Source organism: Pseudomonas sp. M5A4_2d, from assembly GCF_053345295.1.
In genome coordinates this window covers 150,364-164,282 of sequence record NZ_JBKEZW010000006.1, presented here as the reverse complement: position 1 = coordinate 164,282, position 13,919 = coordinate 150,364, and the positions used below count along the sequence as shown (strand labels likewise).

Below are 13,919 nucleotides of genomic sequence, written 5' to 3'. Positions count from 1 at the left end.
GGTTTCATTAGACCACTACAAGCCCAGCTGGAAATGTGTCGCGATGTAGAGTATTTCCAAACGTCTTTATGACTCGCCCCATGTCATCAGTGAAGTCCATCCATTGATTGTTATCGGCAATCCGTGCGGGCAGCATTCTATTCCGAAAGTTGGGATTAGAACTCAGCATGCCTGACTTGCCATCAAAGTAATTGTACTGAACGTTCGTTCGAGTCAATTCATAAAAGCGCAAGGATGCATACTTGTCGAACGTCGACACAGCTGAGCAGCCAGGCAGCACGAGCGAGGGAATAACGAGCGACAAAGCTATCAAGATTTTACGCATGGGCATCCTTGCGATTTAGACGGATAGGAAAATTTGGAACTCAACGACTGTACCTCGGACCTAGCCGGGCATCCACGTCAGCGAGGTGTAATGCAAAAGCCTAGCAAGGGCCTATCCCCCCAAAACTAAGGACGAGGATCACGCGTGACCGGAGTGAGAAATGTCACACCGCGCTTTTCCAGCATAGATATCACTGTGTTCTTCCATCGCTGAGACTCGGATCCCGGTGGCTCTCTGCCTATTTGAACCAGCTTGGCCAACTTATTTAGATCGTAGTTGTAACCATGTTCAAGCAGCCAGGCTACGACTTCAAAGTGCGAGAAGATTGCAGCTTCATCAGCTGCAGATCCCCCAAAAGAGTCATGAGCGTTAATATCTGCGCCAGCGGCGACAAGTAGCTTTACGTTTTCTAGTCTGCCTTCGCTGGCCGCGAGGTTCAGGGGCCGATCTCTCATGTGTGGCTGAGAATCGCCTTTTGCGTCTCCCCCATAGCGAAGCATCAGAGCTAAACCCTCTAGGCTATTACCCCCCGACATGAGCCACATCGGAGAAATCCCTTTGAATTTCTCGGTCGCAAAATTGGGGTCGGCTCCTGCTTTAAGTAACGCCTCTGTACCCTGCCAGTTTCTTGCTTTTATCGCCCAAATGAGCGGCGTAGTCCCATCGGTACCTTCGCCATTTACATCAGCCCCTTGGGAGGCAAATTTAGCGACGTCTTGAGTGCGCCCATCCGTTGCCGCATTAATCATTGCCGTGACTTTAGCGTCTTTATAGACCTGATTTACGGTATTCCCAGCGACACGCGTGTTTGACTGACAGGCCGTCAGACTCAAAAACAATAACAAGATCACTGATAGTGAAAATCCTTTTTTACTCATCAAGGCATCCTTCTCCTGAATGGCGCTATCACAAGTTTTTTTCGAAACTGATCGGATCATGAACGGCCTTTAGCCAAAATGACTTGGATTGTTGCCAAAGGCAAGTGGCCACCACTGACCAAAAAGCTGATTGCTCCCCTGACCTTGCAAGGCATCTAGAGAATCCGGGGCGATTCAACCCCACCCGTACGGGCGAGAAGTCTTTTGCAGTTACCGCATCTGAATTCTTTCAACATCTGCAAATTCCTTTTGCTGAATCGCGCTTTCCGTGGGCAATAAAAAAACCGACGCGATGGCCGGGCTCGTTGACATGAAACTCGTCAGTTATCGGGATGCTCGCTCGCCACTGAATCGGCAGCGTCCACGTCCGACATATCCTCTTCAAGGGAGGGATCATCATTCTGAGGCGGCCGGATCTCGCGCTCATCCCGGCGAGGGTCGTGACCCGCTTCGTTGTCCGTGCCGCGTGTCACTTCCTGCTGCGAAATATTGCCTGGGGCACTCTTATCAATATTCATGCTGCCTCTCCGTTCAAACGCTCGGAATATCCGTGCTTAAACATGGTAGTCGGCGGGTTGCAGTGAGTGCCGAACACTGGACGAACGGCGAAAAGCAAAAAGCCCCGTTCTAGGCGGGGCTTAACGAAACTTTAGTCGTCTGAGGCTTGAGGGACTGGGGCCTCGTCGATGCTAATGCAGTGCTCGATGTCCGTTATTTTCTCCAGCGCAAGCTCGGCCGTTGAATAAGCCCCGAACATTCGGCCCTGATAAAAAACAACCCACGCAAACTGAATATCCGCGTTGCCAGCCTGCCCTACAACCAACTTCTTGAACCGTTCCGCCAAGTCGTCGACATGCATCTGTGCCATGCCACGCAAAACCATGACGCTCTCCCAGTTTATAGTCGGAAGCTCTATTTTCGACCTTGCACAAACTGAGCGCAATAAAAAGCCCGACATATAAGCCGGGCTTTGCAGTGTGAACCCCTAACGCGCAAGATCGATAGGATGGGTAAACACTCTCTCACTCATTGCAACGGCTTTCTGCTACGCCACACAACTTTCGATTAACCCTTCCGCATCAAGCAGTTCCTGAGCGGCAGTGAGCGCCTCATTCACCTGGTCATCAAGCGTCTTGCGGATCCCTGAACGCCACCGGTACCGGGTCGACTCCGGTTTGCCGTCGTTGTCCCAATTGGTGATGTCGTACCAGGCGGCCGGCAGCACCGCGGCGGAGCGCTTGCCCTCGGCGCCTGCAACCTGCGGAATGGCCCAGGTCAGCACTGCGCATTCCCGGAAACGTTTCGGCGCCGGTGTCTTCACCGAGTTCAGCAATTCCAGGATGGCGCCGTGTTTGCGCTCCTGGTGTGTCGAGTACTTCGCCACAAGTGCTCGCCAGTGCGCCGGAGTGAGCGCCTTGTGCAGGCGACCGAACACCCAGCAGTCCTGGAGGAACGCCGCCTCCTTGCCGACGATCTCACCCTTCTGCTTGGCGCACTGCACCTTCGGCTTGAAGTCACAGCCGCCGGCGGACGTAATGGTCTCGGCCGCGAGCGCCCGAACTGTCCATACGGGTGAATCCCCGAGGGTTGTGTATCGGAACAATGTTTGGCATGATTTCTCTCGCATAAAGCTTTTGAAGAAGCCGACCTCGTACGTCGGCTTTTTTATTGCCTGTAATTCAGCGCAACGGCGTGAACCTCCCTATCCTGCTCCACGTTTCAGCCCATTCAAAACCCACTGGATAAAACTCCAGCGACTTCAGGTTTCTTACTTCGCAGACCGGCTGCGCCGATACTGGCTACATGGATCGAGGAGCGCGGTTGTCATATCAGGCGACCGACTGGATGTCTCTTTAGCGCATACACAGCTCGCGAGCCGTAATCTTTCTGCCGGTCAGCTCTTCAGCCTTAAATGCTTTTTCGGCACCCATCGGATGAATCCCGGAACCCAGTACGAAACCGCGGCCTGGGAGACCTCGATGGCCAAAACTGTTTTGGTTTGCCCGCCGAAGAAGTCGACGAGCCTTCCGATAGGGGTCATAAGCGCCCCCTCCTGATAAGCCTGCTTATCCAAAGTAAAAGAAAACTTATTTGCATGGCAATAAGTGAACTTATAAATTTCAGCTCATGAGCACACTCGCCGAACGAATCAAAACCGCACGCAACCACGCCAAGCTGACGCAGAAGGCACTCGCCTTAAAAGTGGGTGTTGAGCAGCCGGTAATCTCGCAGCTGGAGACCGGAAAAAACCTTCAAAGCGCACACCTCCCGAAGATCGCGCACGTGTGCGGTGTGAACGCTATTTGGCTCTCGGAAAACACCGGGCCAATGACTGGTGTGAGCGCCTCGGAATCCAACATCTCAGTTGCCGCCCAGCCCACCAAATCATTCCGCTACCCAGTAATCAGCTGGGTTGCCGCCGGCGCCTGGGCGGAAGCCGTAGAGCCCTACCCGGCCGGATTCTCGGACAGCTACGAGTTCTCCGAGTACGACTCCAAAGACCCTGCGTTCTGGCTGACTGTCAAAGGTGACTCGATGACGGCGCCCGCCGGCCAAAGCATCACTGAAGGCACGCTGATCCTGGTAGACACAGAGGCAGAGGTCGCGCTAGGTAAGCTGGTCGTGGCCAAGCTGCCAGACAGCAATGAAGCCACTTTCAAGAAGCTGGTCAGCGATGGTGGTCGGCTGTTCTTAAAACCGCTGAACCCTAGCTACCCAATTGAGGCGGTAGACGAGAACTGCCGGATCGTGGGCGTAGTTGTGCAGGCGCTGCAGAAGTTTTACTGAGTGCTAACCCTGTTGTTACATTCGGTGGTCGAGATTCGTAAATCTGTATTGCAAGGAGTGCGATATGCCAGTAGTTGCTGTGCTGAATGATGAGTCGGACCAAGGTGAGATTTTGGGCGCGCTGAAGGCCTATGGCCTTGTGTTAGCTAACTACTACACGCGCCCCGGCGCTGCGGATCTGACGAAGGAATTGAGAGCCGCGCTGGGCAGTAGATCTGATGAGAATCAATTGGTTTGCCACAACCTACCGCTGGCTATAGAAGGCGACCCCTCGTGGACAAGCGTGCTTGTGCTCCCTCCCCGGTATACCTTTCACTACCGTGAAACGATGGCCTTGGCGGCTCGAGCGCTGAGTGCCGCTGATGAAAGTGACAAGAAGGGAATGTTCTTGTATCACGAACCGTAGACGCCAAAATGGGGTTGGCGGAGAAATTCAGGGATAACGAATGACTGCATAGCGTGAGCAAAACTTCTGGAGCAAAGTAGGGGTCGTTGCTTGCTTAGCTTTCCTTATGATGCTCCCCGGCCTCGCGATCCTCATCGAAACTTTTTACCCTGTAACCATGTACTTATGGCCTCAACGAGTTCTGTCTTGCACTCCACTGGCAACCAATGCCCGCCGGATATGCTCGTCACGGTAAGATCTGCGCAGACGCCACGCATTGGATCGCCCAACTGATTACCCTTAATGGTATTCATCTGGTCGTAATCCCCATTTACAAAAAGCACGGGTAATGAAAGGCGGCCGCCATTGGGCGCTCGGCGGGCGTACTCGATGTTGGCATCGTCGTTTAGATACCACGCGCACGGAGCGCGGAAACCATGCTCCTCGAAAGTCCTCACCAGTGCTGCGAAGTCCGTCTCTGGCCAGAGCGCGGTGTCTGGTCGGGTGGCTGGGGCCCGATGCGCTTTGCCAAACCGCCCACCTTTCCTGGTCACCTCGGCATTTGATGCAACCCTGCCGATGTTAGCAGGGTCGCCTCGCCGGTAGATCGATGCCAGCGATGCTGCTTTGTCCGCATCAAGATCAGCAACTGCGGACGCAAAGTGCGTGTTGTAGTAGCGGTAATAATCCCATTGACCGTCTGGATACTGATCCCTTGGGTAGATCGCTCGGTCAACCAGCGGGACGAGCGTAGGCAGCGCATTCGTATGGGGGAAATACGGCACCGAAATCAACACAACGCCGCGGCTCCGATGAGTCTCATGAGCGACCAACTCACCAGCCACAACGCTGCCCCAATCGTGGCCCACCCAGATTGCGGGCATTCCACCGAGATGATCATGAAGTTCTGTCATGTCTGCCACGATGTTCTCAATCGTGTATGCATTGATGGCGGTTGGCGAAGAAGAACCTCCATAGCCGCGCATGTCTGGTGCGACACAGTGCCAGCCTTGGGCAGCGAACGCTTCCATCTGAGCACGCCAAATCAGACCGAGCTCCGGCCAGCCGTGTAGGAGCATCATCAATGGCCCATCGGCAGGTCCCGACTCTAAATAATACGTCGTATGACGGGACGTGCTTAAAAAGCGCGAAGCCAGCGTGGAAGTGGACACAGGATCTCCTTACGCCGCGCCGACTGAAAAATGCGAAGCGGCAACACTATACTGAGCGGTTCACTTCGTATTTTGTTCCCATCTAGTTAATGCCTTCACGCCAGACGGGCGCGGCGCTGAACTGAAGGTCGCCTAAGGTGCTTTTGCATCGCCGCACACGTGCTTTAAATGGACACCATCGCCCTTATGCTGAGGTTGAGAAGGCGACTTCTCCGCCCTTCACATCCCTTCTACAATGGAGCGCCTATGCTTACCTCAACTCCTAGTGAACACCCCTTTTAACCCGCTACTTCCCATCGCGGGCTGTTTTGTTGACCCGCGCACATAAAACAAATCGAAGCGCTCCGCTACCAAACCCACCGCGGCGTGCCTTTTTACAACCATTCGCCCATAGCCACCGTCCGTAGAGAACTTCAAACTTTTACTCTAGTCTTAATGGTAGGCGTGCCTTAAACCGTGAGCGCCTGCTGACAACCCATAGAGGTTCACAAAATGAAAATGACACTACCCGCCCTCGCTTTGGGTGTCCTCATTTCGCAAGGAGCGATGGCAGCCGGAGATGGCACAGCCGCTCTTGGAGGCGGCGTTGGTGGTGCACTTGGCAACATCGTAGGCCAACAGCTCGGGGGCTCGACTGGCGCTGCGGTAGGCGCAGGCGTAGGTGGTGCCGCCGGCGGTGCTGTCGGCGCTCAAAGGGGCAACAGAGCTGAAGCTGCATTAGGTGGCGGTATCGGCTCAGCTGGCGGGTCACTTATTGGTAATCGCCTCGGCGGCGCAACTGGCTCGACTATCGGTGCAGGTCTTGGCGGCGCTGCGGGTGGGGCACTAGGAAACAACCTGGCGGATGATGAGAGCAATCATCGGTCGGATGGTAGGACGCACAAAGGCAACAACAAGCATAAACACAAGAACAAGCATCATTAGTTTCTGACGCTGTTACATCGAAGCCCGGCCCAGAGTCGGGCTTCTTCATGCCCTTTCACAGCTCTATCACAGTCGCCCCCCCTGGGATACCTCAGCGCCTAGCTAATACTTTTACGCCCGTCTCTCATCATTGAGGGCTTTGCTTTACCTGTGATTTGACAGGGCTATATGCATCACTCAAATGCTACGTTCGGGCAGGCTGCACGAGCGCTAATAGCCAGCACACACACTAACAGAATGAAATTTAAGAAAAATTATAGAAACTCAGCAATGGCACGGTTAATGCCAAATCTATTGGGACAACGCCGACAAAGATCGGCATCTCCACTCCGTGTTACTGAGGCTACAAAAAATGAACGCTATAGACCTTCTTAAAGCCGACCACGAAAAAGTTAAATCCATTCTGACCCAACTAAGTGAGTCCACGGATCGGGCAGTGAAGAAACGCACCGACCTATTGAACAAATTGGAAATGGAAATCTCGATCCACACTCAGTTGGAGGAGCAGATCCTCTACCCCGCCTTCAAAGCAGCCGGTGGGAAAGACGAAGCAGAGATGTACTACGAGGCAAAGGAAGAGCATCGCACCGTCGACTCACTCGTCTTGCCCGACCTCAAAGCTACAGATCCTACAACGCCGGAATTTGCGGGCCGAGTAAAGGTGGTTAAAGAGTTGCTCGAACATCACATTGAGGAAGAAGAAACAGAAATGTTCCCAAAGGCCAAAAAGCTTCTTGGCAAGGCTAAGCTAGATCAACTCGGCGAGCAGATGTTGGAGCTGAAGGCGACTTTGAAAAAGACCTTAGGGGCTTCAAAACTCGCCGCCTAACGGTCCGCCAGTGCAGATACCTTTTGCATGAAATTGCCCGGCCCAGCGCCGGGCTTCTTGTATCTGCCCTACCCTGGCCCGCCCATACATTGCGCAGTACTGCAAAGCAATGCTCCGGCATGCTTCACAAGCCTTCTCCACTCATCACTCGTGATCATGTCGGATCGCTCCATGGCGTCAGCCCGTCTCAGCAATTCGAAATACTTCAACTCTGCGTCCATTCGACCTCCAGCCAGTGCAGAAAGCTCACGCCACGCTGTCAGGTTCAGTCTTCGCTGCGCCTCTTTCATGGGAGCCTCTATCACAGTAATGGGGTGACTTCAGCATAGGCTCGCTGACGCGCATCAAGGCGGACTTTAGACCAATGGTGGCTGTATGAATCGCCCGGGGTTTCGTAGACACCTCTTTGCCTTAAACTGAGGCCAATTAGGAGGTGCCATGAGCAACCCTGCTAACCCGCAAAGCCCGCCACCGAGCGGGCTTTTTTGTCCTGATGGTAGCGCCAGGTCAGAGTGATAGGATGGCGCCTTTATGATAAGGAGGTCGAACTTTGGAACCATCTGAGAAGCAATGCCCATTCTGCGCTGAGACAATCAAAGCAGAAGCGATACTCTGCAAGCATTGCGGGGCCAGCCTGGCAGCAGGGTCTAACAGCGCAAAGCTGCCCACGACAACAGGAACACCGATTTGGGTTTGGGTTGTCCTAACTCCTATTCTGCTCTTGGGTGGCGTGATGTTAATCGGAGCACTCCCAGCTCCTTGAGCGAACAAATAATCGCAAGGATCAGGGAGATCAGTTCGAGTACATCAATCAGGGTTTGCATGTGTGCAGCACCGTTTCGTTTAGGTGCCACTGATTCTGATGTCACGACGAATTCGGTTGTATACCTGCAACTTGTCGCTGCGCTTCCTACAAAAATCCCAGACCACCAACCGGGCATGGCCCGGCAAGGACTCCCCGTGAAACGAATTTACCTCAGCGGCCCCATGAGCGGCCTGCCAGGCCTCAACATCGCCGCCTTCCACGCAATGACCATCTGCATGCGCGCGGGCAGCCCCTAGTCCGAACTGATCTCGATATCTTCTGGAAAGATGAGCTTTCCATACCAGCCGTGCCCGGCCGTAAGAGCAGATACCGGAGCAAGTAAAAGTGCCGCCAGTAACAGGGCTCTCTTCAATCCGCCGATGCTGCTAACCATTACCCTGCAGATAAGCCATAGATGAAGAAGACTCGCACCACTCGCAAGAAAGATAAACCCGAAGGCCTGAAACGAGCTAGACATCCGTGTTCCTCGCATCGTTGAAAACCGAAGCATACCGCGTTGGAAGCGCTACCTGACAGTAACCCTCGCCCTTCAAAGTCAGCCGCTATAGCGGCATGCAGAATTAACCTTAAGAAGCGTTTAGAGCCTAAACCGAGCGCTCAGATTCATCGCTATCGAGATATTTCTCGCCACTACGATCTTCAATAATTTTCTTCATCGCCATTTGTGCGTCTGGATCACCGCACTCAGCCATGCATTCAAGGCAATCCCCGCCGCAATCCATGAGTTCAGCGCAGGTATTTAAGGGCCGCCGCCGGCGCGACCGGCTTGGACGCCTGATTTTTCCAGAGTGAACTGATATGCGCCCCCGTAATACGGAAAACAGGGACTTGCCGCCGGGCATGGTGCGGCGCAAGCGCCCGCGCAAGAACGGCAAAGTATGGGTCGGGTACTACTACCGGGACTCCACCGGAAAGGAAATCCCCTTGGGCGGCGACTTGAGCAAGGCCCGTTTGAAATGGGCTGAGCTGGAGGCGAAGGAAAACCAGCCGACCCGACCACGATGAAAGGGATCTTCGACAGGTACGAACGCGACGTTATCCCAAAAAAGGGAGAGCGGACCCAGAAGGACAACCTGGCCGAACTTAAACAGCTTCGGCCCACATTCGACGGGGCTCCCATCGACTCGATAACCCCGGCCAACATTGCATGCTATCGCGATGCACGCTCAGCAAAAGTCAGGGCGACCAGGGAAATCGCCCTGCTTTCTCACGTTTTCAACATGGCGCGAGAATGGGGGCTTACCGAGCGGGAGAACCCTTGCCAAGGCATCAGGAAGAACAAAGAAACGCCACGCGACTTCTACGCAAACGCGGTGGTGTGGGATGCGGTCTATGGAATGGCAGAGCCTGAGCTCAAGGAAGCGATGGATCTTGGATATTTGACCGGGCAGCGGCCCGCTGACGTGATAATCATGCGCAGCGACGATACCGAGGGCGACTACTTCCTGGTGACGCGGGGCAAGACTGGGCTGAAGCTCAGGATCTTAATGCGCACTAACGCCGGCGAAAACAGCTTGGGTAAACTTATAAGGGAGATTTCAGAAAGGAATGCACATCACTCTTCCAAGTACCTATTGATCAACAAGCATGGAAAGAGAATGACGAAGGGCATGTTGCGCTTGCGCTGGGACAAGGCAAGGGAGACGGAGCAGCAGAAAGCAATCGACCAGGGTGACCCATTGCTGGCTGCGAAAATTGGCGGGTTTCAATTCCGTGATATCCGGCCTAAAGCGGCGTCGGAAATCGTCGACATTGGCGATGCGAGCTTGCTGCTCGGCCATAGTAAACAGGAGATCACAAAGCGGGTTTACCGGAGGATTGGCGCGACTGCCAAGCCCTCCAAATAGGCAAAGTTTCGGAACCCCTACCCGAAAGTTTCGGAACTCCTACTGTTTGCCCAACTTCGCCGACCAAACCCCGGAAACGCAAAAGCCCCGCTTTCGCGAGGCTTTCGTGTAAATCTTGGCGGGAAACCCAGTTTCCCCCGCCGACCATAGCCTCGTTGTCCCAACCTCTTACGGTGCCAGTCTGCGGTGCAGGGGGCAGTCCATTGATCAGTGTGGTCTGTCCCGGAGCCGGTTGTTCATGCCATCTGCTAATAGCCTCAATTGTGAGTGTCGGAGGTCTCTAGGGACGCGGGACCTTTTCAGCGCACTGGTCTGCGCACACCAAAATCGAACTGAGTCATGGCTCCAATATCATTGATGGTCCTTTGAGGCTGAGCCAGGATTAGTCGATAAATACTTTTCTATGATTTCAAGCAATAATCGGTTGTCGACGGTCTTCAGCACGTATACCAGGCCGCTGGTGGGCGGCGTGATTGCAACGTCCAGCCGCAGGGGTTGCTGGTAGCGCCATGTTTTTCCCCGCGTGCGGCCGGCGCGCAGTTCTACCTCCGTGTAGTACTGCGTGGCGGTAGCCACGCGCGGGTCCAGCAACCAGGCAATCACCAGGGCGTCATGAATCCAGCAACCGGCCAGGCTGCGGGTGGCCATTGAATAGTCGATCCAGGGTCTGAACGTCTCACAGATAAAATTCGCGAGGGGCGTATCGAGTTGCTGGATACGGTCCAGGTCGTGGTGAGTCATCAAGGTTTTCGTGGTGACATCAAGGGGCGCCAAAGTGATATTTGCGCCGCAATTGAGGACGCGGTCCGCCGCTTCAGGGTCGAAGCCGAAGTTGGTGTCCTTGATGAAGTCATCCAGGGCGAATACACCGCCCATGATCACGATTTGCCTGACCGCCTTGATCATGGCCGGGTAGCGTTCAATCGCTAGCGCCACGTTGGTCAGCGGGCCGATCGCCACCAGGGTGATTTCCCCGGGGTTCGCGCAAATTAACTGGCCTATGGCGTCAGCCGCTTCCTGGGCCGGAGACTCGAAATCAAGGGGAGGACGCACGCCATCCCATAAATGAGCGAGCTGACGCTTGTGTACGGCGTTGTCCAGCACATCGCGCCAGGGGCCGCCGGGCTCCTGTAGTGCCTGGGTGCTGCCCCTGACCACGGGCAGCGAACGGCCGATTCGACTCATCAGGTCTTTGGCGACGTTGTAACCCACTGTGCTGGGCGTGTTGCCTGCAACAGTGGTGACCAGTTCAAGCGACAGTTCGGGTGCAGCCAGTGCCAGTGCCAATGCCAGACCGTCGTCAACATTGGCACCTGCAATCCCGTTTCCGGGATCGCAATCAATAATTAAACGTTTCATTTCACCTTCTTTCTTAAACTCGCGGTGTTTGCACAGCACTGCATCCGCAGGACTCACCAATGACCAGACGGTGAGAAAATTCTTGCAGCTTCACCTCGCCATTCCAGGCCAGCAGCATCGCAATGGCGGCTTTGGCCATCTCTCTGACGGGTTGGCACACGGTGGTCAGTGACGGCGAATAAAACGCCGACTCCTCGGTACCGTTAAAGCACACCAGCGCGACCTGTTCAGGGACTTTTATGCCGTGTTCCGACAGGGCCCTAATGCAGCCGATGGCTTGTGCTTCATTGGAGCAAAACAGCGCACGGGCAGGAGGGCCGTCGGCCAACATGCGTTGCGTCGCGTCATACCCGCCTTGTCGTGTGTAGTGTGTGGGCAATATCCATTCGGCGCGTTCCTCAATCCCGTAGTCCGCCAGCGCGTCACGCCAGCCGTTCAAGCGGTCCTGAGCGTTGAGCATTTCCAGTGGGCCACAAATGATGCCTACCTCACGGTAACCATGGCTCAGCAAATGCTCCGTGACTTGACGTGCTGCGCCGCGCTCATCAACCCGCAGCATGTTGACGGGGAGGTTGGGGTCGACCCGGTCGAGCATCACAAAAGGCGTGCCGCTGGCCTGGATCAGCTCGATATGCGGGTGGCGGTCGACGCTGGTATAGAACAGGCCATCCACCCGCTGGCTCAGGAGGTTGTTGATCAGGTTCAACTCACGCTTGCGGCAGTCACCGGAATCGCCCAGCAGGATGACCAGCCCGTTGTCCAATGCTTCCTGTTGCAGCGCATGGGCAAAGGAGGCGATGAAGGTATTCGAGATGTTCGGCACAACCAGCCCATACGTGCGGGTCTTGCCTGAAGCCAGTGCCTGTGCAACGCCATTGGGCCGGTAACCGGTATGTTTTATTGCATCCAGCACACGCTGGCGCGTCGCCTTGGCGACGGGCCTTGGGCCGTCGTTGATCACATAGCTGACGACCGCGACCGAGGTTCCTGCTTCGCGGGCCACATCATCGCGTGTGGCCCGAGTGGGATACTGTTTTGTCAAAGCGACCTGCCATTTCCTGTGAGTCGATGGACACGCGGGCGGTACCCGATGATAGGTCTACCCGCGTAGATGTTTACGGCAAGATAAGGGCTGAGATGGGCGGCATTATCACTGCTGGTTTATTTCAGTTTGATGACGTGTGTACGGCTCCGTTTAGTCACCCGCAGCCCCTTCAGGATCAGAAGATCGCGTAGGTGTAGCTGAAGATCACACGCGCCTGGTCCACCGCACCCACGTTGGGAATGCCGCTGCGGAAACTGCCTTCGCGCAACGAAGTGCCAAACCCTTTCAACGGACCGCTCTGCACCACATAGTCGATGCGCATGTCACGTTCCCACTCCGAGTACCGGCTGGCGCCGTCGACCGAGCGGATGTTGTCGCCATGCAGGTACAGCACCGAGGCCGAGAGGCCGGGCACGCCCAGCGCGGCGAAATCATAGGAGTACTGGGCAAAGTTAGTGTTTTCGCCTGCGCGGATAAACGAGTTATCCATCACGTCGGTAATCAGGTAGACGCTGGCGCCGCCATTGCCTTCGTTGTTGCCGGCACCGCCCTCTACGTTGCCCTGGTTCAAGTACACGGTACCGCCCGAGTCGGAAACCTGCTGGCGGCCGAGCATGAATGCGTTGCCGCCCAGGTAGTAGGTGAACGCTGCGCTCCAAGTGGTGTTATCCACTTTGCCCGGTTCGCTGGCATAGCCGCCGTTGTTGTTGAAGAGGTAGCCGGTGGTGCCGTTTTTACCCTGGGACTTGCTGTTGAAGTAGCGCAGGTCGGTTTTAAAGCGGGAGTTCTCACCCAGCGGCGTGGTGTTCAACAGGCCAAAGAAATCCTGGGTGTAGTAGTCCTTCAGGTCGGCACGGTAGTACTGCAGGGTTGTCGTGGGGGTAATTTTCCAGTCGGCGCCAGCGTAGGTGAATGAGTTGCTGTCCTCGGTGCCACCGGCAATGGCCAACCCTGTGGAGTTGGACGACGCACGCCCCGTGGAGCGGTTGAGTTGCCCGGCATTGATCGTCAGGTTATCGATGTCTTTGGAGGTCACCGTCACGCCTTCAAAGGTTTGCGGCAGCAGCCGGCCGTCGTTGGCCACCAGGATCGGCAGGTTAGGCTGCAGCGCGCTGCCGGCATGGAACTCGGTCTTGGACACGCGAAGCTTTGCGTTGGCCCCAAGACGGCTCCAGTTGTCCACTGGCGTGCCGTCGGAATTCACCGGTGCGAGTGAGTTCGAGGTGCTGGCGTTCGGGTGTTGGGTACCCCCGGAAAAGTTGAACGCCTGCATGGCTTGAACGTCGAGGCCGAGGCCAACAGTGCCCTGGGTAAACCCCGAGAGATAGTCAAGTTTGAAACCCTGGGTCAGTTCGTTCTGATCAACGCCCGGGGTGTTGGGGTTATCGCTGCGAAGGTAAAAAGTACGCGCGCTGACCGACGCCGTACTGTCTTCGATAAAGCCTGCGGCCAGCGCTTGTTGCGCAAGGATCGTAGTGGTGACTGCCAGTGCAAGGGTGGACCGTTTCATGTAAATGCTCCGATGGATTTGCCGATTTACAG

Annotated in this window: 14 protein-coding genes and 2 pseudogenes; 5 read left to right on the top strand and 11 right to left on the bottom strand. The window is 55.3% G+C overall.

Annotated features, from left to right (window positions below; all coding sequences use genetic code 11):
• Positions 1–7: 7 nt before the first annotated feature.
• The 7 genes and pseudogenes from ACLBW8_RS16080 to ACLBW8_RS16050 all read right to left on the bottom strand — a co-directional run bounded on the left by ACLBW8_RS16080 (position 8) and on the right by ACLBW8_RS16050 (position 3,244).
• Positions 8–325: a hypothetical protein gene (locus ACLBW8_RS16080; RefSeq protein WP_447805804.1), complete on the bottom strand. Its 318-nt coding sequence runs from the start codon at positions 323–325 to the stop codon at positions 8–10.
• 125 nt (positions 326–450) lie between these two features.
• Positions 451–1,203 (bottom strand): ankyrin repeat domain-containing protein, encoded by a 753-nt coding sequence (locus ACLBW8_RS16075; protein ID WP_447805803.1) that lies wholly within the window; start codon positions 1,201–1,203, stop codon positions 451–453.
• A 155-nt stretch (positions 1,204–1,358) separates the two neighbouring features.
• Complete coding sequence (locus ACLBW8_RS16070; RefSeq protein ID WP_410524802.1) at positions 1,359–1,439, bottom strand: Com family DNA-binding transcriptional regulator; 81 nt, start codon at positions 1,437–1,439, stop codon at positions 1,359–1,361.
• Between the two features lie 84 nt (positions 1,440–1,523).
• Positions 1,524–1,721 carry a hypothetical protein gene (locus ACLBW8_RS16065; RefSeq protein WP_447805802.1) on the bottom strand — a complete coding sequence of 66 codons (198 nt, stop codon included), beginning with the start codon at positions 1,719–1,721 and terminating at the stop codon, positions 1,524–1,526.
• 131 nt (positions 1,722–1,852) lie between these two features.
• Positions 1,853–2,086 carry a hypothetical protein gene (locus ACLBW8_RS16060; protein ID WP_221295025.1) on the bottom strand — a complete coding sequence of 78 codons (234 nt, stop codon included), beginning with the start codon at positions 2,084–2,086 and terminating at the stop codon, positions 1,853–1,855.
• 162 nt (positions 2,087–2,248) lie between these two features.
• Positions 2,249–2,806, bottom strand: a complete 558-nt coding sequence (locus ACLBW8_RS16055; RefSeq protein ID WP_447805801.1) for a hypothetical protein — start codon at positions 2,804–2,806, stop codon at positions 2,249–2,251.
• Between the two features lie 250 nt (positions 2,807–3,056).
• A pseudogene (locus ACLBW8_RS16050) lies at positions 3,057–3,244 on the bottom strand (YdaS family helix-turn-helix protein).
• 86 nt (positions 3,245–3,330) lie between these two features.
• On the opposite strand from ACLBW8_RS16050, the gene ACLBW8_RS16045 reads away from it, so the two are divergent.
• Both ACLBW8_RS16045 and ACLBW8_RS16040 read left to right on the top strand, forming a co-directional pair.
• Positions 3,331–3,990, top strand: coding sequence for a LexA family protein (locus tag ACLBW8_RS16045; RefSeq protein ID WP_447805800.1), 660 nt, complete (start codon positions 3,331–3,333; stop codon positions 3,988–3,990).
• 64 nt (positions 3,991–4,054) lie between these two features.
• Positions 4,055–4,396 carry a hypothetical protein gene (locus tag ACLBW8_RS16040; protein ID WP_447805799.1) on the top strand — a complete coding sequence of 114 codons (342 nt, stop codon included), beginning with the start codon at positions 4,055–4,057 and terminating at the stop codon, positions 4,394–4,396.
• A gap of 131 nt (positions 4,397–4,527) precedes the next feature.
• Here ACLBW8_RS16040 and ACLBW8_RS16035 read toward each other — a convergent pair whose 3' ends face one another.
• On the bottom strand, positions 4,528–5,547 hold the full coding sequence (locus ACLBW8_RS16035) for an alpha/beta hydrolase (protein WP_447805798.1): 1,020 nt from the start codon (positions 5,545–5,547) through the stop codon (positions 4,528–4,530).
• 492 nt (positions 5,548–6,039) lie between these two features.
• Here ACLBW8_RS16035 and ACLBW8_RS16030 point away from each other — a divergent pair, with 492 nt between their 5' ends.
• From ACLBW8_RS16030 to ACLBW8_RS16020, 3 genes and pseudogenes are all read left to right on the top strand, one after another.
• Complete coding sequence (locus ACLBW8_RS16030; protein ID WP_082895912.1) at positions 6,040–6,471, top strand: hypothetical protein; 432 nt, start codon at positions 6,040–6,042, stop codon at positions 6,469–6,471.
• A 352-nt stretch (positions 6,472–6,823) separates the two neighbouring features.
• Complete coding sequence (locus ACLBW8_RS16025; protein ID WP_064452857.1) at positions 6,824–7,300, top strand: hemerythrin domain-containing protein; 477 nt, start codon at positions 6,824–6,826, stop codon at positions 7,298–7,300.
• A 1,624-nt stretch (positions 7,301–8,924) separates the two neighbouring features.
• Positions 8,925–9,973, top strand: a pseudogene (locus tag ACLBW8_RS16020) (tyrosine-type recombinase/integrase).
• A 351-nt stretch (positions 9,974–10,324) separates the two neighbouring features.
• Here ACLBW8_RS16020 and ACLBW8_RS16015 read toward each other — a convergent pair.
• The 3 genes from ACLBW8_RS16015 to ACLBW8_RS16005 all read right to left on the bottom strand — a co-directional run bounded on the left by ACLBW8_RS16015 (position 10,325) and on the right by ACLBW8_RS16005 (position 13,887).
• Positions 10,325–11,389, bottom strand: coding sequence for a nucleoside hydrolase (locus ACLBW8_RS16015; protein WP_447805797.1), 1,065 nt, complete (start codon positions 11,387–11,389; stop codon positions 10,325–10,327).
• Positions 11,346–12,335 carry a LacI family DNA-binding transcriptional regulator gene (locus ACLBW8_RS16010; protein ID WP_447805796.1) on the bottom strand — a complete coding sequence of 330 codons (990 nt, stop codon included), beginning with the start codon at positions 12,333–12,335 and terminating at the stop codon, positions 11,346–11,348. The genes ACLBW8_RS16015 and ACLBW8_RS16010 overlap by 44 nt, the downstream gene beginning before the upstream one ends.
• 217 nt (positions 12,336–12,552) lie before the next feature.
• The gene (locus tag ACLBW8_RS16005; RefSeq protein WP_447805795.1) at positions 12,553–13,887 is read right to left on the bottom strand and encodes an OprD family outer membrane porin; all 1,335 of its coding nucleotides are present in this window, start codon (positions 13,885–13,887) and stop codon (positions 12,553–12,555) included.
• Positions 13,888–13,919: the final 32 nt, after the last annotated feature.